A 20,461-nucleotide genomic window follows, 5' to 3' on the forward strand; every position below is an offset into this window, starting at 1 on the left:
GATGGTCGGCGTTTTTGCAGGTTGGGTTTGCCTGCGGTCCGACAGGCCAATCACCGATTATTTTTGCCTGTTCGGACGTACACCCAGGGTATGACACAGGGCGTAGGTCATCTCGGCACGGTTTAGCGTATAGAAGTGGAAATCTTTCACGCCTTCACGCGACAGGATACGAATCATGTCGATCGCCTGGCTGGCCCCCACCAACTGACGGGTCACCGGATCATCATCCAGGCCGTCAAACTGTTTTGCCATCCAGCTCGGGACTTTGACGTTGTTCTGCGCGGCGAAGCGCTGCGCCTGGTTGAAGTTAGACACCGGCAGGATACCCGGAACGATTTCTACATCGATACCGGCCGATACGCAGCGGTCACGAAAACGCAGGTAGCTTTCGACATCAAAGAAGAACTGGGTGATGGCACGGTTAGCACCGGCATCGACTTTGCGTTTCAGGTTAAGCAGGTCAGATTGCGCGCTCTTGGCTTCCGGGTGAACTTCCGGGAAAGCGGCCACTGACAGATCAAAGTCGTGGCGGGATTTAAGCAATGCGACCAGATCAGACGCGTACATATCTGGTTTGCCGCCGCCTTTAGGAATGTCACCACGCAGGGCGACGATATTCTGGATGCCGTTGTTCCAGTAGTCGTCAGCAATTTGAATCAGCTCTTCACGTGACGCATCAATACAGGTCAGGTGGGGGGCCGCGACCAGACCGGTCTGGTCTTTGATCGCTTTAATGATGGAGTGGGTACGGTCACGTTCACCGGAGTTCGCGCCGTAAGTCACCGAAACAAATTTCGGTTGCAGGGTTTTCAGACGGTGAACCGAATTCCACAGCGTCTCTTCCATTTGCGGTGTGCTCGGCGGGAAAAACTCAAATGAAACGTTGATGTCTGAAATATCAGCGATGTTCTGATTCAGAGCATCGATATGACTGGCGTGCGTGTATCCCATTTTCCTCTCCTTGTGGCATACGGCGGCCACAACGCGAACACTAAATTGAAACTGACGTTTAGACGTCTATATGGCTACAGAATGTCTTGAATACATTTTAATGTCAACATTGTAAATATGAACTTTTTTCATGTTGAACGTGAGCTTATTTCAACAATAATGTCAGCAATTGCACATCATTGACGTGTCTGACGGTGATATTCGACGTTTATCCTGTCGATGGATGTTTCTCTAGAATAATAGTAAAAAAGCTCGCCAAACAGGCGAGCTTTGTACGTTTGTTATCAGTCGTCGTTTTTAGCCGCCGTTATCTTTAGCTGCCATCGTTTGTAGCATAGTGTTGATTACAGCTGGCCCGCCAAACGGTTGAGATCGGATTGGATCGCACCGGCGGTGACTTCGCGTCCGGCCCCCGGGCCACGAATCACCAGCGGATTATCGCGGTACCATTTACTCTCGATGGCGAAGATGTTGTCACACGGCAGCAGGTTGGCGAGCGGATGCTCTTTATCCAGCGCTTCGACTCCGACCGTGGCTTTGCCGTCTTTTTCCAGACGCGCAACGTAACGCAGCACCTTGTCCTGCTTCTGGGCGCGGGCCAGACGCTCGGCCAGACGCTCGTTGAGCAACTGGCTGCGATCCAGGAAATCATCCAGCGACAAATCCTGCAGTTCGGCCGGCACCAGTGACTCGACTTTGACGCTGTCCGGTTCGATGTCCAGGCCAGATTCGCGCGCCAGAATCACCAGTTTGCGCATCACGTCTGAGCCGTCTAGGTCATGACGTGGGTCCGGTTCAGTCAGGCCTTGCTGCCAGGCCAGATCAACCAGTTCGCTGAACGGCACATTGCCGTCATACTGCTGGAACAACCAGGACAGAGTGCCGGAGAAAATGCCCGACAGGGCGGTGATTTCGTCGCCGCTCTCACGCAGGTCACGGACCGTGTGGTTAATCGGCAGGCCGGCACCTACTGTGGCGTTGTATAGCCAGTGACGGCTGATCTTGGCGAAGGCATCTTTAACCTGGTAGTAGTAATCTCCTGCAGCCGAGCCTGCCACTTTGTTGGCAGAGATCAGGTGCATGCCCTGTTCGGCGATTTGCGGATACAGGCTGGCAACGTCGGCGCTGGCGGTGACATCGAGCACAATCACTTCATCAAAGCCCTGGATGGCGCCCAACTGTTTAAGCCAGGTATGGCCGTCATTAGGCTGCGCTTCATCGGCGTAGCTGCTCAGTACTGAGGCTGCATCAATACCCTGCGGTTTAAACAGATACGCCTGGCTGTCGATCACGGCCACCAGCTCGAAGTGCATGCCGTAGCGTTTTTCCAGATCGTCTTTTTGTTCAGCGAACAGTTTCAGCCAGCTTGAGCCGATGTTGCCCTTGCCGCACAGCGCCAGTCCGACCCGTTTCTGGGCCTGGAACAACTGGGTATGCAGACCGGTCACCAGAGGATTCACATCACACTGACGCAGTACCGCAACCAGGCTCAGCTCGGATTCGGCTTCGCTGATAAATTCGACCGGCGCATTTTTCAGCTGCTGGAAAAAGCCGTAGCTGTGCTGGGCATTTTTGGTGACACCTGCGCCGACAGCGCCGACCAGAGCGAAGCCTTCCTTGAGGCGAATCTCGGCTTCAATCGCCACATCCTGCAGCAAGGAAAGCGCGCCGGAAGCGATCTCTGTGGTGTAAGCCAGACGCAGGCAGTGCTGATCGGCCTGCAGCTCAAACGCCAGCGGCTCGAGCTGAGCGCGTTTGAGTTTTTCCAGCACTTCGGCCTGAGCACGGGCAAAGTCGTGACCCTGGCCAAAGGCCAGTTCCAGCAGCAGCACTTCATCGAGTGACGTGATGATTTTGGCGCCGCGACCAGAGGCCAGCACACGTTCAATCCGGGTCGACCCCGACTCAGGCTGGTAGCTGCAACGCAGCTGCAGCTCCATCGCGCTCTGTGCGACGGGTTGTAAGGTGCGGCTGTGCAGCACAGGAGCGGCCAGACGGGCCAGTTCATTGGCTTCATCCAGGCGCAGCAGTGGCAGCAGACAGGCCTCCGACACCAGACGCGGGTCAGCGCTGTACACGCCGGCCACATCACTCCAGATGGTGACGCGTTCGGCATCGGCCAGGGCACCGATCACGGTGGCTGAGTAGTCAGAACCGTTGCGGCCGAGCAATACGGTTTCGCCTTGCTCGTTGCGGGCCATAAAGCCGGTGATGATCACCCGGTGATGAGCATGCTGGGCCAGGACTGCTTTCAGTAACGGGTAAGAGCGGGCGCGATCGACTTCCGGCTGAGTGCCGGTTTCGGCGCGCAGAAACGCACGTGCGTCCTGAGCCACTGCCGGCAATTTTTGCTGGTTAAGCAGCGCTGCCAGCAGGCGGGCAGACCAGAGTTCGCCGTGGCCGAGAACCGCGGCTTGCTGCGCTTTGCTCAGTGGTGCGGTCAGTTCTCCCAGTGCGACGAACTCGCCGCTCAGCTCGGTCAGCAGATGGTCTGCGACTTCGCCTTCCAGCAAACCTTCAATCAACTGGACCTGGAACTGGCGCAGGGCCTGCAGCGCTTCGTGCGCGGCGCGGCCATCTTTGTTGAGCGCTTCAAGAAATTCAATCAGGCGGTTGGTGGTTTTACCGGCGGCAGACACCACCACCAGATCGTCGGCCTGAGAGTAGTCACGCAGAATGTGCGCGACCCGTTGATAACATTCCGGATCCGCAAGGCTGCTACCACCAAATTTATGCAGCTGACGTGAAACCGACATTAAAAGGCCTCCTTGGCTTTGGTGAAGGCCTGGTCGAGGTCGGCAATCAGATCGCTCGCATCTTCCAGACCCACCGACAGGCGCAGCAACTGCTGAGAGACGCCGGCTTCGGCCAGCGCTTCTTCGCCCATCGCGCGGTGAGTCATGCTGGCCGGATGACATACCAGGCTTTCCACGCCGCCCAGCGATTCGGCCAGTGAGAACAGCTGCAGTTCACCGACAAAATATTTCAGCTGCTCGAATGAACCGCCGAATTCAAAGCTCAGCATGGAACCAAAGCCAAGCTGCTGTTTCTTGGCGATGTCATGACCCGGATGATTTGGCAGGCTAGGGTGGTAAATCACTTTGACCAGCTCCTGGTTTTGCAGGTAAGCGAGGATTTGCTGCGAGCTCTCTTCATGCACGCGCATACGGGCCCCCAGGGTGCGCAGGCCACGCAAAGTCATGTAGCTGTCAAACGGCGTGCCGGTGGCGCCGATGCAGTTACCCCACCATGCCAGCTCGGTGGCGTGTTCGGCGTCTTTACTGATGATCACACCGCCAATCACATCCGAGTGACCATTGAGGTATTTAGTGGTCGAGTGCACCACGAAGTCGGCACCAAGCAGCAGAGGCTTTTGGTACACAGGGGTCAAAAAGGTATTGTCGACCGCTACCAGAGCACCGACCGCTTGCGCCTGCTGACAGATTTTCTCAATATCCACCACTCGTACCAGCGGGTTAGACGGCGTTTCCAGCAGCACCAGCTTTGGCTTCTGGGCAAAAGCTGCGGCCATTGCCGCGTCGTCAGACTGGTCAACAAACAGCACTTTGAAATCGCCTTTCTTGGCGCGGGTGTTGAACAGACGGTAAGTACCGCCATAGCAGTCATGTGGTGCGATAATGATTTCGCCCGGCGACAGGAATGCCGAGACCCACAGGTTCAGTGCTGATGTGCCGCAGTTGGTGACCACGGCATCCGCACCGGATTCCAGTTCAGACAGGGCTTGTTCTAGCAGGCCACGGTTCGGGTTGCCGGAGCGGGTGTAGTCGTATTTTGGCACTTCACCAAATGCAGGAAAGCCATAGTTGGTTGAGAGATAAATGGGTGGAACAACGGCGTGGTACTGGGTGTCAGATTCAATACCGGTGCGAACCGCGATGGTGGCTGGCTTGCGATTGGTCATGAGCGTTTCCTTTCCTGTCTGGTGTTTCCTGAATGGTTGATTCCCTGAGCTCTGTCACCGAGCGAATCGGGCTACAGAGCGGGCAATGGTAAGCATTGGCATAGCTGCTATTGGGATTTCAAACAATTCCGGGCGATGTGTAAATCCAATTCCGGGGTGAGCGGTGAAGCAAATGTTCACTCCGGTGAATAACATCACACTTTACTGCTCAAAAAAGAAGACGTCAACACTTCTAGACGTCTATATGTCTTTGCTTATGGCAGTAAATCCCGCTAAAATTGAGGTCTTTGAAAAACTCAACTCGAATTCAAATTTACGAAGGTGCGCAATGGCAGACTGGAACGGCGAATATATTAGCCCGTACGCGGAACATGGGAAGAAGAACGAGCAGGTCAAAAAGATCACTGTCTCGATTCCGCTTAAGGTACTTAAAGTGCTGACGGATGAACGTACTCGTCGACAGATCAATAATTTACGTCATGCCACTAACAGTGAACTGCTGTGTGAAGCGTTTCTGCATGCTTACACCGGTCAGCCGCTGCCAACCGACGAAGACCTGCGTAAAGACCGTCCGGATGATATTCCGACCGAGGCCAAAGCGCTGATGACGGCGATGGGTATCGAGTTTGAGGCATACGACGACTAAGTCGCTGTGCACCGCATCAGCATAAAAAAACCCTGGTTACTGACCAGGGTTTTTGCATTGTTAGCTCTCAGATCATTTTTAAGCATCAGGGCATTGTTAACCCGCAAGGATCAACGCTTCCGTCACCGGAGTGTTTATCCGGCATGCTGCTTACTAATCTTGCATATAGTTATGCGGCATCTCGATCCGTGCGACACCAGAGTCAACCGCAGCTTGTGCGACTGCCTTAGCCACGCGGGGCAGCAGGCGTGGATCCATGGGCTTAGGAATAATGTATTGATGACCGTAGGTCAGGCTGTCACTGCCTGCGGCTTGTAGTACGGCTGCCGGCACCTCTTCTTTCGCCAGTTGACGAATCGCTTCGACCGCCGCCAGTTTCATCTCATCATTGATTTCGCTGGCACGTACATCCAGCGCGCCGCGGAAGATGAACGGGAAACACAGCACGTTGTTGACCTGGTTCGGGTAGTCACTGCGTCCGGTGCCCATGATCAGGTCGTCACGCACCGCGTGAGCCAGCTCAGGTTTGATTTCCGGATCCGGGTTAGAGCAGGCGAACACCACAGGCTTGTCAGCCATCAGCTTCAGCGCGTCGGCGGACAGCAGGTTCGGGCCTGATACACCCAGGAACAGATCCGCGCCGGCAATCACATCTTCCAGGGTGCGTTTGTCGGTGTTGTTGGCAAACAGTTGCTTGTACTGGTTCAGATCGTCACGACGGGTGTGGATGACACCTTTACGGTCGAGCATGTAAATCTTCTCACGCATCGCACCGCACTTAATCAGCAGTTCCATACACGCTACCGCTGCGGCACCCGCACCCAGACAGACAATCACACACTCAGACAGTTCTTTGCCTTGCAGTTCAATCGCGTTCAGCATGCCTGCTGCGGTCACGATCGCCGTGCCGTGCTGGTCATCGTGGAACACTGGCACGTCACAACGTTCAATCAGGCGACGCTCGATCTCAAAACAGTCCGGCGCTTTGATGTCTTCCAGGTTGATACCGCCAAAGGTGTCAGCGATGTTAGCGACGGTGTCGATAAACTCATCGATGGTGCGGTGTTTTACTTCAATATCAATGGAGTCGAGGCCGGCAAAACGTTTGAACAGCAGCGCTTTACCTTCCATGACCGGTTTAGAGGCCATTGGCCCCAGGTTACCCAGGCCAAGGATTGCGGTACCGTTTGAGATCACCGCCACTGTGTTGCCTTTGGCGGTGTATTTGTAAACGTTATCGACATTCTGAGCGATTTCACGTACCGGTTCTGCCACGCCCGGGCTGTAAGCTAACGCCAGATCAGTGGCTGAGTCAGCCGGTTTGGTGATCGAGACCGCGATTTTACCCGGGGTCGGCTGCGCGTGGTAATCCAGAGCACGTTGGCGGAAGGCTTCTTCCGCGCTTAATTGTTGACGATTGTCGTCGGACATAGGGGAGGTTCTCTTATTATTTTTGGAAAAGGGGCGCACATTTTAGTTGATGCCTGAAATAGTGACTAGGCAGGGGTGCTGTATAATCGTACAAAATGCGTGAGTTTTTGGCTGATAAGACCAGCTGTTTTGTGATCAGGGTAGACTTTAGTCGTAGAGCGGGGGGACGGGCAGATGGCAGGCATCAAAAAAGGACGCCGTAGCGTCCTTTTTGAAATCTTCGCGTAAAGTAAAAATTACTTCTTGCTTGACAGTGCGCCGAAACGCTTGTTGAAGCGATCAACACGGCCGCCAGTGTCAACAACACGTTGCTTACCAGTGTAGAATGGGTGGCACTTGTCACATACGTCCAGGTGCATTTCTTCTTTACCTAGAGTAGATTTGAAAACGAAAGTGTTGCCGCAAGAGCAGCTTGCATTTACTTCTTTGTATTCTGGGTGGATACCAGCTTTCATGGGATAACCTCAAAAATTGGGCCGTGTCGCCATCCGAGTCTGAGCCGGACACCACACGTAACGTTAATAATACGATTGCCATGGTCACAGCAAACTGCTGAGGACCATTAAGGCGCGATATAGTAATGAATCTGCTAGCCCGGATCAACCGATTTCGGCGTTATTTTAGCCAGCCATAGCAAACAGCCGCTCAGAGCATGACGGGTTGGCGGTGCCAACGGCCAGACCCGATGCCCGAACTGCTGCCGGCGTGCCGCATACGGCCTTTTGCCCGCCATGTGCGGGTCGAATTTATGCCCGTCTTCCAGTAGACTGTGGCGTCCTTAACTGACTTAATTGCTGACGGATTGTTATGCGCCCAACTATTGCTCGCGTTGCCCTGCCGGTGCCGCTTGATAAGCAATTTGATTACCTGATTCCCGGCCACCTGTTTCCGATTATCGGCGGCCGCGTTTCTGTGCCGTTCGGGCGCCAGACTCTGGTCGGCATTGTGACTGCACTGGTGCAGGAGTCCGAGTTTCCGCGTGAGCAGCTCAAAGCGCTCAAGGCCGTGCTCGATACCCAACCAGTCTGGCCGGATAAACTGTATCACCTGCTGCAGTGGTGCAGTCAGTTTTATCAGCATCCACTTGGCGAGACCCTGGCTAATGCTCTGCCGGGAGCGCTGCGTAAAGGTAAAGCGGCTGATTTTGCCAGCAGTAAAGAGTGGCTCATTACTGCCGCCGGGCGCGATCAGCTGATGCAGGGCTTTGGCCGTGCGATTAAACAGGCCAAGGTGATGAATCTGGTCGCTTCTGGCCCGGTCCCTCATCAGGTGATGCTGGATGAGGAAGTGTCGAGTACGACACTCAACACCCTGCAGGACAAAGGCTGGATTGAAGTCAGTGAACAGCGTCCGCAGTTCCGGCCTTGGCCGGCAGAGCCGGAAGCCGCGGTCGATAAGCCCAAGTTGAACTCTGAGCAGGCCATCGCAATTGCAACGGTCAACCATCAGCCGGCATTCGGCTGTTATCTGCTGCAGGGCGTAACAGGCTCGGGTAAAACTGAAGTCTACCTTAATCTTATCAAGCCGGTGCTGGCACAAGGCCGCCAGGCGCTGGTGCTGGTGCCGGAAATTGGCCTGACGCCGCAAACCATTAACCGTTTTCGTAAACGGTTTAATGTCCCGGTTGAGGTGATTCACTCTGGTCTCAATGAAACCGAACGTCTCAATGCCTGGCTGGCCGCGCGCGACAAAGTAGCCGGTATCGTGATTGGTACCCGTTCCGCGCTGCTGACCCCGTTTGCCGATCTCGGCATTATCATTGTCGACGAAGAGCATGACTCTTCGTATAAACAGCAGGACAGCCTGCGCTACCACGCACGCGATGTGGCGGTGATGCGTGCCAATCTGGAGCAGATCCCGATTGTGCTCGGCAGTGCCACCCCGGCGCTGGAAACGCTGCATAATGCCCTGAGCGGTAAATACCATCATCTGCATCTGACCCAGCGTGCCGGAACGGCGCGCCCGACCACCAACCGGGTGCTGGATGTCAAAGGCCTGTATCTGGAAAGCGGTTTGTCCGCGCCGTTGATTGCGGAAATGCGCCGCCATTTATCGCAGGGCAATCAGGTGCTGCTGTTCCTCAACCGGCGTGGCTTTTCTCCGGCGCTGATGTGTCACGAATGTGGCTGGATCGCCGATTGTCAGCGTTGTGATGCTTATTATACCTACCATCAGTACAGTAACGAGATTCGCTGCCACCACTGCGGCTCACAGCGTCCGGTGATCCACCAGTGTCAGGGGTGTGGCTCGACGCATCTGGTCACGGTCGGGGTCGGCACCGAGCAGCTCGAGGCGCAACTGGGGGAACTGTTTCCGGACTTCAAGACGATTCGGATTGACCGTGACAGTACCCGGCGCAAAGGCAGTCTGGAATCAGCGCTGCAAGCGATCCGCAATAACGAATATCAGATTTTGATCGGCACCCAGATGCTGGCCAAAGGCCACCATTTCCCCGATGTAACTCTGGTGGCGCTGCTGGATGTGGATGGCTCATTATACAGCAGTGATTTTCGCGCCTCTGAACGTCTGGCTCAGTTGTTTATCCAGGTGGCGGGCCGGGCCGGGCGGGCGAGTAAGCCGGGCGAAGTGGTGCTGCAGACCCACCATCCAGAGCATACCTTGTTGCAGGCGCTGCTCAACAAGGATTACCACCATTTTGCTGAAACCGCACTGGCGGAGCGCAAGCTGGCCCAACTGCCGCCGTATACCTTTCTGACCCTGTTTCGCGCCGAAGGCAACCAGTCGCAGCAGGTAGAAGATTTTCTGCGTCAGGTACGCCAGACGCTGGAAGCTCACCCGCTCAGTGAACAGGGCTGTCTGGTGCTGGGGCCGACGCCGGCACCGCTCGCCAAACGGGCCGGAAAATTTCGCTGGCAGTTGCTGTTGCAGGCGCCCAGCCGTTCGGTGATGCAGAAGCTGTTAGCCAGCGCACGCCCGGCGATTCAGATGTTGCCGCTGGCCACTAAAGTGCGCTGGACGCTGGACATTGAACCGCAGGATTTGAGCTGAGCAGCCCCATCCGGCTTGCTGGTAAAATTGTCAAAAAATGAAATCCTTCTTATCGTGATAAATATCACACTTGTGATGCAAAAATTGTTAATCAGACCGTAACTTTCCCATCGGAAAGGAATACACTAAATGCCATAATCGCGCAGTGAATCGTTTTCGCTGGCCTAAATGTGGCGAACCTTAAGCGAACGTGCAGCAGGTAAGCGTGAATCCAAGCAATGTTAGCAGCCAAACCGGATGCCCGGCGGCGCTCTATAACGATAATCAGTGTCTCAGACACGATGAATTTTTATTAAGAACCGAGAAAAGAGGACAGTACCCCCTATGGCGACAATGAAGGATGTTGCCCAGCTTGCAGGCGTATCAACGGCGACCGTATCGCGTGCTCTGATGAATCCCGAGAAAGTCTCATCCTCGACCCGTAAACGGGTTGAAGAGGCGGTGTTAGAAGCTGGTTATTCCCCTAACTCTCTCGCGCGCAATCTGCGTCGCAATGAGTCCAAAACGATTGTGGCCATTGTGCCGGATATCTGTGACCCGTATTACACCGAGATCATCCGCGGCATTGAAGATGCGGCGATGGAACACGGTTATCTGGTGCTGCTGGGTGACAGCGGTCAGCAGAAAAAACGTGAAAGCTCATTTGTGAACCTGGTGTTCACCAAGCAGGCGGACGGTATGTTGCTGCTCGGGACCGACCTGCCGTTTGATGTCAGTAAGCCGGAACAGAAAAACCTGCCGCCGATGGTGATGGCGTGTGAGTTTGCCCCGGAACTGGAGCTGCCCACGGTACATATTGATAACCTGACCTCGGCGTTTGAAGCGGTGAACTATCTGACCCAGATGGGCCACAAACGGGTGGCGCAAATTGCCGGCCCGGATACGGCCGTTCTGTGCCAGTTCCGCCAGCAAGGTTACCAGCAGGCGCTGCGCCGCTCCGGGATTACCCGCAATCCAGACTACAGTGTGAGCGGTGATTTCTCATTTGAATCGGGTGCTCAGGCGGTGCGTCAGCTGCTGGCGTTGTCCGAGCCGCCGACGGCGATTTTCTGCCACAACGATACCATGGCGATTGGGGCGATTCAGGAAGCCAAACGTCTGGGTACGCGAGTGCCGCAGGATCTTTCGGTGGTCGGTTTCGATGACATTCAGTTTGCCCAGTACTGCGATCCACCGCTGACCACCATTTCTCAGCCGCGTTATGAGATTGGCCGCCAGGCAATGCTGATGATGCTGGAATTGCTGCGCGGCAACGATGTTCAGGCCGGTTCACGTTTACTGGAAACCCAGCTGGTGGTACGCGACAGCGCGGCTCCGCCATGTGCAATCTAGTGCTTTAACCACGAGTAATATCTCAGTGTGAGCGGCGTATTTTGACACGCCGCTTCCATTTCTGCTCTGTTATCCGGCAGGAAACTGCATTAACATGAAGACAAAATTGTCAACTTTTGAAATAGTTTGTGGCTAATAAAGATTATGTAAGACGTGGTCGTAGTCCGAAAAAGCCGACCCGGAAAACAACTCCCATTCCCCGACGCAGAAAACCCTGGCGCAGTGGCTTGCTGGCTCTCGTGCTGGCGGGCGGCTTTGGCTATGGTTTGTATCAGCTCAGTCAGGATCCCGAGCCACCAGCACCGCAAGTGGTGGAAACCAAGCCACAGCCGGTCAGTAAACCGCAGCCGGCCAACAGCCTGCCGCCGCCGCCAACCGAACAGTGGGATTACGTGGAATCGCTGCCTAATCGCCAGATTGAGGTCAAAGCCAAAGAGCTGCAGGTGTCGGACATTCCTTACATCATGCAGTGCGGGGCCTATAAAACCATGCACCAGGCTGAAACCCGCAAGCTGGATATCGCCTTTCAGGGGCTGAGCAGTAAGATCCGCAACAAGGAAGGCAGCAGCTGGTTCCGGGTGGTTCTCGGCCCTTACAAGTTCAAGCGCGACGCTGAGCGTGACAAGCATAAGCTGCAGCGTGCCAAGATTGAGCCTTGTGCTATCTGGAAAGAGCAGCAGTAAACCTGATAGCAGTAAACTTGATATCAGTAACGCCCGGAGTTTCTCCGGGCGTTTTGCGTTGTGGCGCTGATTCTTTCCCTTGAATTTTGATTTTCCAGCCTCATATAACCACTATCTTGATAGTGAAAACCACAAAGGGGTTCCTAGTGACTACCATCGTATCTGTACGTCGTAATAACAAAGTTGTCATCGCAGGTGACGGACAAGTCTCGCTTGGCAATACCGTGATGAAAGGCAACGCGCGCAAAGTTCGTCGTTTGTACAACAACAAAGTATTGGCCGGATTCGCGGGTGGTACGGCGGACGCATTCACGCTATTTGAGCGTTTCGAAAGTAAATTGCAAATGCACCAGGGACACCTGACCAAAGCCGCGGTTGAACTGGCTAAAGACTGGCGCAGTGACCGTGCGTTACGCCGCCTGGAAGCGATTCTGGCGGTGGCAGATGAAACCGCATCGCTGATCATTACCGGTAATGGTGATGTGCTGCAGCCGGAGCATGACCTGATTGCGATTGGTTCCGGCGGTAACTATGCCCAGGCGGCGGCGATTGCTCTGCTGGAAAATACCGAGCTGGATGCGCGCGAGATTGCGGAAAAAGCCCTGAAGATTGCCGGTGACATCTGTGTGTTCACCAACCACCATCATACGATTGAAGAGCTGGAGATCCCTGCGGGAATGCTGCCAGCGACCAGCGATCAGTAAGCGCTGCCAGCCACCGAATTGAAGGAAAGCATTATGTCTGAAATGACTCCTCGTGAGATTGTCCATGAACTGAACCGTCACATCATCGGACAGGATAAAGCGAAACGAGCGGTTGCGATTGCACTGCGTAACCGCTGGCGCCGTATGCAGCTCGAAGAGAGCCTGCGCGTTGAAGTGACGCCGAAAAATATTCTGATGATCGGTCCGACCGGTGTGGGTAAAACTGAAATTGCCCGTCGTCTGGCCAAACTGGCTAACGCGCCCTTCATCAAAGTTGAAGCGACCAAATTCACTGAAGTGGGTTACGTCGGCAAAGAAGTTGAAACCATCATCCGCGATCTGACGGATGTGGCGGTAAAACTGACCCATCAGCAGGCGATGGAGAAAGTGAAATTCCGCGCCGAAGAGCTGGCGGAAGAGCGTATTCTGGATGCCTTGCTGCCACCGGCGCGCGATGCGTGGGGCCAGGCCGAGCACAACGATGAGTCTTCCAATACCCGCCAGGTTTTCCGCAAGAAACTGCGAGAAAATAAACTGGATGACAAAGAGATTGAGATCGAAGTCGCTGCGCCGCAGATGGGCGTAGAGATCATGGCGCCTCCGGGCATGGAAGAGATGACCAACCAACTGCAGGGTCTGTTCCAGAATCTGGGTGGCGACACCAAGAAAAAGCGTAAGCTGAAAATCAAAGAAGCGCTCAAAGCACTGACTGAAGAAGAAGCGGCTAAGCTGGTTAATCAGGAAGAGCTGAAAGAACAGGCGATTTACAATGTTGAAAATAATGGCATTGTGTTTATCGACGAGATTGACAAAATCTGTAAACGCGGCGAGAGCTCAGGTCCGGATGTGTCCCGTGAAGGGGTGCAGCGTGATCTGCTGCCGTTGATTGAAGGCAGCACGGTATCCACCAAGCATGGCATGGTGCGTACCGACCACATCCTGTTTATTGCTTCCGGCGCGTTCCAGGTGGCGAAGCCATCGGATCTGATCCCTGAGCTGCAGGGCCGTCTGCCGATTCGGGTTGAGCTGGAAGCGCTGTCGAGCAATGACTTTAAACGCATCCTGACCGAACCCAAAGCCTCACTGACCGAACAGTACATTGCGCTGATGAAAACCGAAGATGTCAATGTCGACTTTACCGAAGACGGCATCAAGCAGATTGCAGAGGCGGCGTGGCAGGTCAACGAGACAACGGAGAATATCGGTGCCCGTCGTCTGCATACTGTGATGGAGCGTCTGATGGATGAAATCTCGTTTGACGCCACGGAAAAAGCCGGCGACAGCCTGACTATTGACGGTGCTTATGTCAGAGCTCGTCTGGGTGAGCTGGTGGAAGACGAAGACCTGAGCCGTTTCATCCTGTAATCGGCCCGGTTTTACTCTGACCGTATAAAATTGTGCATTTTTCTGAGCCCACCTTGATCTGGTGGGCTTTTTTGTGTTGTCAGGTTGGGCGTATACTGAACGTATGTTGATCAATCTCTCATCACTATGAATAATTCATTACGTATCTGGTTTGACGCCGCTCGCCCTAAAACGCTGCCGTTGGCACTGGTGTCGATTTTTACCGGCAGTGCTCTGGCTTTCTCATCCGGCCGTTTTACTCCGGCGATTGCGGTGCTGGCGCTGTTAACCGCGACGCTGCTGCAGATCTTGTCTAATCTTGCTAATGACTACGGTGATGCCGTCAAAGGCACCGATAATGAAAAACGGCTCGGTCCGATGCGGGCCATCCAGTCTGGTGAGGTATCACTGGCCGATATGAAGCAGGCGATCATCATTAATGTGGTGCTGACCATTGTTGCCGGTCTGGGACTGGTGCTGTATGCCCTCGACAGTCTGCAAAGCATTCTGGTCTTTATTGGTCTTGGCGTACTGGCGATGGCGGCGGCGATTGCGTATACCGTGGGTAATAAGCCCTATGGCTATGTTGGCCTGGGTGATTTGTCGGTGTTTATCTTTTTTGGTCTGCTCGGCGTATCCGGCACTTATTTTCTGCACACCGGCTCGATTGACTGGAGCCTGTTTCTGCCCTCGCTAGGTTGCGGTCTGCTGGCGGTCGCGGTGCTCAATGTCAATAATATGCGTGACATCGAGAATGATGCTGAATGCGGTAAGCGGACCGTGGCAGTACGTCTGGGTCAGCAACGCGCCAAGCACTATCACTTTCTGCTCCTGGCGGGTGCGCTGGTGGCATTTGGCGGCTATCTGCTGATGCAGAGTAAACCGGTCTGGATCAGCCTGCCGTTTCTGCTCAGCCTGATTATTGTTACCCGCCACAGCCGTGCGGTATGGGCGACCCAAAAGCCGGCCCAGATTGCCCCTATGCTACCGGCGATCGTCAAATGTTCGCTGGTGACTAACCTTTTGTTTGTTGGGGTAGTTATCGCGCAAACTCTGACGAGTTAATGTGCACAATGTCATTGCATTGACTCAACGACCCGATATACTCGTTTAAAGACTGTTCGCAAAGAGACTCAAGCTATGGAATATAACACCTCTGCGTTATGTGATATCTATCTCGACCAGGTGGATGTGGTAGAACCCATGTTTAGCAATTTTGGCGGCTGTGCTTCCTTCGCGGGGCAGGTCACGACCATTAAATGTTTTGAAGATAATGGTCTTATCCGCGAAACCCTCGAGCAGGACGGCCTGGGCCGGGTACTGCTGATTGATGGGGGCGGCTCACTGCGTCGTGCGCTGATTGACGCTGAACTGGCGGCATTGGCGGAAGAGAACGAATGGGAAGGCATCGTGGTCTACGGCTGTGTACGTGAAGTCGACGAGCTGGAAGACATGAGTATCGGCATTCAGGCCATGGCCTCGATCCCGGTTGGTGCCACCGCGCAGGGGATTGGTGAAGTGGATGTACCGGTCAATTTCGGTGGCGTCACTTTCCTGCCGGAAGATTATCTCTATGCGGACAATACCGGTATCATCTTGTCACAAGAGCCGCTCAACAGTGGTCTTGACGGTGAAGAAGATGAAGTGCTGGAAGAACTGGAAGAGATTCTGGACGATGACGACAGACTGCTCTGATCGTTACTGAAATTAAGCCGGCCTGACAGCCGGCTTTTTTGTCGCGACCAGACAGTGAGCTTGTTGCTGGCAGACAGATTACTGCTGGTAGATAGCTTACGGCTGACAGAGATCTAGTGATGCGGCTTAAGGGTCGCAATGCGACTGACGTGTTGGCTTAGTGTGTCGCCGCGGAGCTGCCTGCTTGGTGGTGCGCGGCGCTAAAACGGCGGCGCAGCAGCACGGCGTACAGATAACCGAACACGCCGCCGAGGACATTGCCGCAGGCAATACCGATAAATAACCCTTCAATATCGAACAGCCATGACCCAAGCCAGGCCGCAGGCAGGGTAAACACAAACAGACGCATAAAACTCCACTGAAACGCCTTGAGCGGCAGATGCAGGGCATTCAGCGCTGATACCAGCATCATTACCACTCCCTGACAGCCGTAGCTGAACGGCACCACCAGCAGGTAATGCCATAACAGATCACGCACCGCCTGCTCTTGTGAGAACAGCGCCGCGAGCGGAATGCTCAGTGGCACCATCATGATAAAAATCATCAGTTGAAACAGCAGGGCAAAACGCAGGCTGAGGAACAGGCCGGCAAAACTGCGCTGCGGATTCCCCGCGCCCAGATTCTGCGCCATAAACGGCGTCAGCACCGAAGTCAGCGACATCAGTACCAGGATCAGAATGGATTCAATCCGCTGTGCCGCACCATAAGCTGCCACCGCTGCCGTACCGTGACTGGAGAGCAGCTTCATCAGCAGTGCGCCGCAGATAGGGTTCATGGCGGTGGAGAGCGCGGCCGGAGTACCGATTTTCAGGATCTGGCGCCAGTCGTGCAGCAAATAATTGAGGCGCGGCACAGCCAGCAGGTGTTCGCGTTTGATCAGCACATACCCGGAGCCGAGCAGAGCGCCGAGCCAGGATACAGCGCTGGCAATCGCCGCGCCCTGCATGCCCAGTTCGGGAAACGGACCGTAGCCAAAGATCAGCAGCGGATCGAGGCCGCCGTTAATCGCTCCGGCTAGCAGCATCATTTTCGCCGGTGTTTTGGTGTCACCGGTGGCGCGAATCGCGCTGTTGCCGGCCATCGGGATCACCAGCAGCGGAATCGTCAGGTACCACACCTGCATATACTGTTCGATCAGCGGCAGTAGCTCAGGTTTGGCGCCCAGTGCCAGAAACAGCGGCTCGATAGTGAAGAAGCCGCTGAGTGAGGCGAGCGTGACCAGGCACACGGCCAGGATCAGACCATGAGTGGCAAAACGGGCGGCATTCGGGGCTTCGCCCTGGCCGAGCAGACGGCCGATGCTGGTCGATAGGCCAACGCCGATGCCCATGGTGATACAGTTGACGGCAAACGTGACCGGAAAGGTATAACTGATCGCCGCCAGGGCATCTGTACCGAGCAGAGAGATGAAAAAGGTGTCGACCAGATTGAACATCAGAATCGCTATCATGCCGACGACCATAGGGAGGGTCATCTGGCGCAATACCAGCGCAATCGGTGCCGAGAGCAGGCCGTGTTTATCGTTCATATCTGTTTCTGCAAGCCGGTTGGTGATGTATGAAGCCGCCGGGAGACTCGCGCCTGTGGGCTCAGATGAAGACGGATAGGCGAGTGTGGCAGCGCAATATAATAAGGATACCTGATATTGGCGGGGGGCACTAGCACGCTGACGGTAAGGCGCAGCAACGAAAAAAGGCCGGCAAGCCGACCTTTTTTATCCAGAAAAGCGATTAAGCTTTGGCTTTTGCTGCTGCTTTAGCAATCGCGGCAAAGCTTTTCGCATCCAGAGATGCGCCGCCAACCAGAGCACCGTCGATGTCTGGTTGGGCGAAGTAAGCTTCTGCGTTTTCTGGTTTTACTGAACCGCCGTACTGGATGATCACTTGCTCAGCCACCGCTGCGTCTTTGGCTGCGATCAGGGCGCGGATAGAAGCGTGGATGCGCTGTGCATCGTCTGCAGTCGCTGCTTTACCCGTACCGATTGCCCAGATTGGTTCGTAAGCGATGATCGCGCCGTTCAGGGCTTCTACGCCGTAAGCGTCGATCACTGCGTTGATTTGACGTGCGCATACCGCTTCAGTTTCGCCCGCTTCGTTTTGCGCTTCAGACTCACCGATACAGAAAACCGGAGTCAGGCCGTTTTCTTTCAGGAACGCAAATTTCTTCGCGACGAACTCGTCTGATTCGTGGTGGTATTCACGACGCTCTGAGTGACCGATGATGATGTGAGAAGCACCAAAATCTTTCAGCATAGCCGGAGACATATCGCCAGTGAACGCACCGCTGTTGTTCAGGTCAGTGTTTTGTGCACCCAGGATCATCTTGTTGCCGCCTTCTGCGATCAGACGCTCAGCCAGATCCAGGTAAAGTGCCGGTGGCGCGACTGCCACGTCAACACCAGTTACACCTTCAAGTTCTGCATTCAGGCCAGCCAACAGTTCAGTCACCATTGCTTTGCTGCCATTTAGTTTCCAGTTCCCCATCACTACAGGACGACGCATAGGAATATCTCCAATTTCAATTAATAAAAAAAACCTGATTGCGACTGAATATAACAGATAAAACTGAGCAGATCATGACTCCGGTCATGACTTTCTGGGATCTTATCCAGTGCCGCACGTGTGCGGCAGTGATCTGCTATACAGAATAGAGGGGATATGCTCGGATTTTGTGCTGCGACTTGCTATTAGTGTCAGTTTACTATGATGAAATGACGTAACAGGGAAGTGACTATGCCTAATTTGGTGCTGGAGTACTCTAATTCAGTTGAGGAGCGCGTCAATGTGCAGGGGCTGCTGGAAGATCTCCATCAAGTGATGATTGAGTCCGGATTATTTGATGTGCTGACGGTGAAATCACGCACCCTGCGCTGTCATCACTGGTTGATTGGCGATCAGGCCGACAGTGAAGACTTTATTTATATCAGTGTCGAAGTGATGTCCGGTTACAGCGCTGAGCAGAAGCAGGCGTTATCGCAGCAACTGATGCAAGTGCTCGACAGCCAGACCGGGCAGGTACGTAGCTTATCGGTCAGTATTCGTGAATTGGATCAGGCCTGTTTCCGTAGTGTGATGCATTGACATTCCGCCAGCCCGGGCCCAAAGGAGAGGTTATGTCGTTAAGAGTTATGTCTTTAGATTCACAATCGTTACAGCAGTTGCTGTTCTCTTTTCAGGGCCGGGTCGGACGGCGTACCTTCTGGATCTGGAATCTGTGCTACTACCTGAGTATCGTGGTCTTTATTCAGCTGTGTCACCGCCTGGTGCCGGGGCTGGCTCCGGTCCTGATCCCTTTGCTGCTGCTGGTATTACTCATCCCCGATCTGGCCGTCACCGCCAAACGCTGGCACGATCGCAATAAAACCAGCTGGTGGTTGCTGCTCAATGTGCCGCTGGTGATCGGGCGTATGATGGTGCCGGGCGCCGAAGATGACATGGCCACCACGCCGACCTTGCTGGATACCGGAGCGACCCTGCTGGCGCTGCTGTGTGGCAGTTGGATTTTAATTGAGTGTGGCTTGTTACCCGCCGTTGAAGACAACAACCGGTTCGGCCCGCCGGAGCAGGGCTGAAACCGCTGACTTATCGCTCCGCTTGGGAGGATACCCTGGCATCCCCAGGATGCCCAGGATGAGTGTTAGCGCCAGGTGTCATTGCGCGGCCGGAATGGAATAACCTGCGCTTCACTTTGTTCATCCAGATCGCCATCCAGTGCATTGCGGAATTTTACCATCTGCATCGACAGTTCGCGCATCAGGGTCACATTGGCGTGGTCGGGATTTTTGCAGTGACTGAGGATCAGGTCGATGTGGCTCTGCTGGGCCTGCAGTCTGGCCTGCATGCTATCTGAGGCCGACTGAATCATCTCCTGACACATGGTGTGCTTAAAGCGGTTGAATCCATCCGGATCGGTTTTGGCCATTTCGACCAGTTCATCAAACGGTGGCAGCGTCTGCAGGGCTTCATGGGTATGTGGGGGGGACATGGCTTGCTCCTGTGCCAGCATGGCATTGATGATGTTATCAATACCTCAAGCATAAGAGACAAAACGGCATACTGCCTGGCGGCTATGGGTGCTTCTCAAAAATGAGACGGCGCTGTTGGTGTGACGGCCAGTCAGCGCCTGATCAGAGCGGATAAATCTGGTAGGTACAGCGCCGCTCACCGGCAATGATATGTTCACTGCGTTCCACCCGGCATTCATCGCCGAGCAGGCGCTGAAACACGTTGAGCTCTGACTGACACAGATTCGGACAGCGTTGGGCGGCTTTACAGATAGGGCAGTGGTTTTCCACCAGCAGGTAGCCCTGCTCGGTCTGTTCCAGTTCGGCCATGTAGCCTTCCTGCTCGCGCAGTTCGACCAGTTTTTCCAGCTTCGCGGCCAGATCGGGGCAGTGTTGCACCGCTTGCTGATACTGGGCCAGTGTCTGCGCTTCACGCTCGGCGGCGACTTTAGCTAGCCCTTCTTTACCGAAAATGTGTTCTACCGCTTCGATAACCTGAATGGTCAGCTCGCCGTGGCGGTCGGCAAACTGATCATGGCCCTGTTTGGTCAGGGACCAGTGGCGGGTCGGACGGCCGACTTTGACCTTCACATCATGAAAGGCCAGAACACCGTCATCTTCTAAGGCCTGCAGGTGCTGACGGGCCCCCATGGTGGTGATGCCTAAGTCTTCGGCAAGCTGTTTGGCGGTCACGGCACCTTCACGTTTGATGGTGTGTAAAATCCGGTCGATCGTCTTCAT

The 20,461-nt window shown here is 54.6% G+C and carries 19 protein-coding genes; 10 read left to right on the forward strand and 9 right to left on the reverse strand.

What is annotated here, in order from left to right:
- Window positions 1–57 precede the first annotated feature (57 nt).
- From metF to KNV97_RS19910, 3 genes are all read right to left on the reverse strand, one after another.
- A complete protein-coding gene (metF, locus tag KNV97_RS19900) occupies window positions 58–951 on the reverse strand; it encodes a methylenetetrahydrofolate reductase (protein WP_136485363.1) in 894 nt (297 codons plus the stop codon).
- A 344-nt stretch (window positions 952–1,295) separates the two neighbouring features.
- Window positions 1,296–3,707, reverse strand: coding sequence for a bifunctional aspartate kinase/homoserine dehydrogenase II (locus KNV97_RS19905; protein ID WP_136485361.1), 2,412 nt, complete (start codon window positions 3,705–3,707; stop codon window positions 1,296–1,298).
- Entirely contained in the window at window positions 3,707–4,873 is a 1,167-nt protein-coding gene (locus tag KNV97_RS19910; protein WP_136485358.1) for an O-succinylhomoserine (thiol)-lyase, read from the reverse strand. The genes KNV97_RS19905 and KNV97_RS19910 overlap by 1 nt, the downstream gene beginning before the upstream one ends.
- Before the next feature lie 328 nt (window positions 4,874–5,201).
- On the opposite strand from KNV97_RS19910, the gene metJ reads away from it, so the two are divergent.
- Window positions 5,202–5,519, forward strand: a complete 318-nt coding sequence (metJ, locus tag KNV97_RS19915) for a met regulon transcriptional regulator MetJ (RefSeq protein ID WP_136485356.1) — start codon at window positions 5,202–5,204, stop codon at window positions 5,517–5,519.
- Between the two features lie 153 nt (window positions 5,520–5,672).
- Here the strand turns inward: metJ and KNV97_RS19920 are convergent, their stop codons facing one another.
- Window positions 5,673–6,950 (reverse strand): malic enzyme-like NAD(P)-binding protein, encoded by a 1,278-nt coding sequence (locus KNV97_RS19920; RefSeq protein WP_136485354.1) that lies wholly within the window; start codon window positions 6,948–6,950, stop codon window positions 5,673–5,675.
- 236 nt (window positions 6,951–7,186) lie between these two features.
- A complete protein-coding gene (rpmE, locus tag KNV97_RS19925; protein WP_136485352.1) occupies window positions 7,187–7,405 on the reverse strand; it encodes a 50S ribosomal protein L31 in 219 nt (72 codons plus the stop codon).
- A gap of 352 nt (window positions 7,406–7,757) precedes the next feature.
- On the opposite strand from rpmE, the gene priA reads away from it, so the two are divergent.
- From priA to rraA, 7 genes are all read left to right on the forward strand, one after another.
- Window positions 7,758–9,959: a primosomal protein N' gene (gene priA, locus KNV97_RS19930; RefSeq protein WP_218562632.1), complete on the forward strand. Its 2,202-nt coding sequence runs from the start codon at window positions 7,758–7,760 to the stop codon at window positions 9,957–9,959.
- Between the two features lie 324 nt (window positions 9,960–10,283).
- The gene (cytR, locus tag KNV97_RS19935) at window positions 10,284–11,291 is read left to right on the forward strand and encodes a DNA-binding transcriptional regulator CytR (protein ID WP_136485348.1); all 1,008 of its coding nucleotides are present in this window, start codon (window positions 10,284–10,286) and stop codon (window positions 11,289–11,291) included.
- Window positions 11,292–11,419: 128 nt separating this feature from the next.
- Window positions 11,420–11,974 carry an SPOR domain-containing protein gene (locus tag KNV97_RS19940; RefSeq protein WP_218562633.1) on the forward strand — a complete coding sequence of 185 codons (555 nt, stop codon included), beginning with the start codon at window positions 11,420–11,422 and terminating at the stop codon, window positions 11,972–11,974.
- 146 nt (window positions 11,975–12,120) lie between these two features.
- Window positions 12,121–12,678 carry an ATP-dependent protease subunit HslV gene (hslV, locus tag KNV97_RS19945; RefSeq protein WP_218562634.1) on the forward strand — a complete coding sequence of 186 codons (558 nt, stop codon included), beginning with the start codon at window positions 12,121–12,123 and terminating at the stop codon, window positions 12,676–12,678.
- A 33-nt stretch (window positions 12,679–12,711) separates the two neighbouring features.
- Window positions 12,712–14,043 (forward strand): HslU--HslV peptidase ATPase subunit, encoded by a 1,332-nt coding sequence (hslU, locus tag KNV97_RS19950; RefSeq protein WP_136485341.1) that lies wholly within the window; start codon window positions 12,712–12,714, stop codon window positions 14,041–14,043.
- Window positions 14,044–14,169: 126 nt separating this feature from the next.
- Window positions 14,170–15,087 carry a 1,4-dihydroxy-2-naphthoate polyprenyltransferase gene (locus KNV97_RS19955; RefSeq protein ID WP_136485339.1) on the forward strand — a complete coding sequence of 306 codons (918 nt, stop codon included), beginning with the start codon at window positions 14,170–14,172 and terminating at the stop codon, window positions 15,085–15,087.
- A 75-nt stretch (window positions 15,088–15,162) separates the two neighbouring features.
- Window positions 15,163–15,717: a ribonuclease E activity regulator RraA gene (gene rraA, locus KNV97_RS19960; protein ID WP_136485337.1), complete on the forward strand. Its 555-nt coding sequence runs from the start codon at window positions 15,163–15,165 to the stop codon at window positions 15,715–15,717.
- Window positions 15,718–15,874: 157 nt separating this feature from the next.
- On the opposite strand, the gene KNV97_RS19965 is transcribed toward rraA, so the two are convergent.
- Both KNV97_RS19965 and tpiA read right to left on the reverse strand, forming a co-directional pair.
- Entirely contained in the window at window positions 15,875–17,245 is a 1,371-nt protein-coding gene (locus KNV97_RS19965) for an MATE family efflux transporter (protein ID WP_218562635.1), read from the reverse strand.
- 202 nt (window positions 17,246–17,447) lie between these two features.
- On the reverse strand, window positions 17,448–18,218 hold the full coding sequence (gene tpiA, locus KNV97_RS19970; RefSeq protein ID WP_136485333.1) for a triose-phosphate isomerase: 771 nt from the start codon (window positions 18,216–18,218) through the stop codon (window positions 17,448–17,450).
- Window positions 18,219–18,449: 231 nt separating this feature from the next.
- Between tpiA and KNV97_RS19975 the strand changes: the two genes are divergently transcribed.
- On the forward strand, window positions 18,450–18,797 hold the full coding sequence (locus KNV97_RS19975; protein ID WP_136485331.1) for a 5-carboxymethyl-2-hydroxymuconate Delta-isomerase: 348 nt from the start codon (window positions 18,450–18,452) through the stop codon (window positions 18,795–18,797).
- A 32-nt stretch (window positions 18,798–18,829) separates the two neighbouring features.
- A complete protein-coding gene (locus KNV97_RS19980) occupies window positions 18,830–19,288 on the forward strand; it encodes a DUF805 domain-containing protein (protein ID WP_256612378.1) in 459 nt (152 codons plus the stop codon).
- A gap of 65 nt (window positions 19,289–19,353) precedes the next feature.
- On the opposite strand, the gene KNV97_RS19985 is transcribed toward KNV97_RS19980, so the two are convergent.
- Both KNV97_RS19985 and KNV97_RS19990 read right to left on the reverse strand, forming a co-directional pair.
- On the reverse strand, window positions 19,354–19,701 hold the full coding sequence (locus tag KNV97_RS19985; RefSeq protein WP_218562636.1) for a DUF3135 domain-containing protein: 348 nt from the start codon (window positions 19,699–19,701) through the stop codon (window positions 19,354–19,356).
- A gap of 142 nt (window positions 19,702–19,843) precedes the next feature.
- On the reverse strand, window positions 19,844–20,461 hold the full coding sequence (locus KNV97_RS19990) for a helix-turn-helix transcriptional regulator (protein WP_218563461.1): 618 nt from the start codon (window positions 20,459–20,461) through the stop codon (window positions 19,844–19,846).

Source organism: Vibrio ostreae, from assembly GCF_019226825.1.
Classification (GTDB): Bacteria; Pseudomonadota; Gammaproteobacteria; order Enterobacterales; family Vibrionaceae; genus Vibrio; species Vibrio ostreae.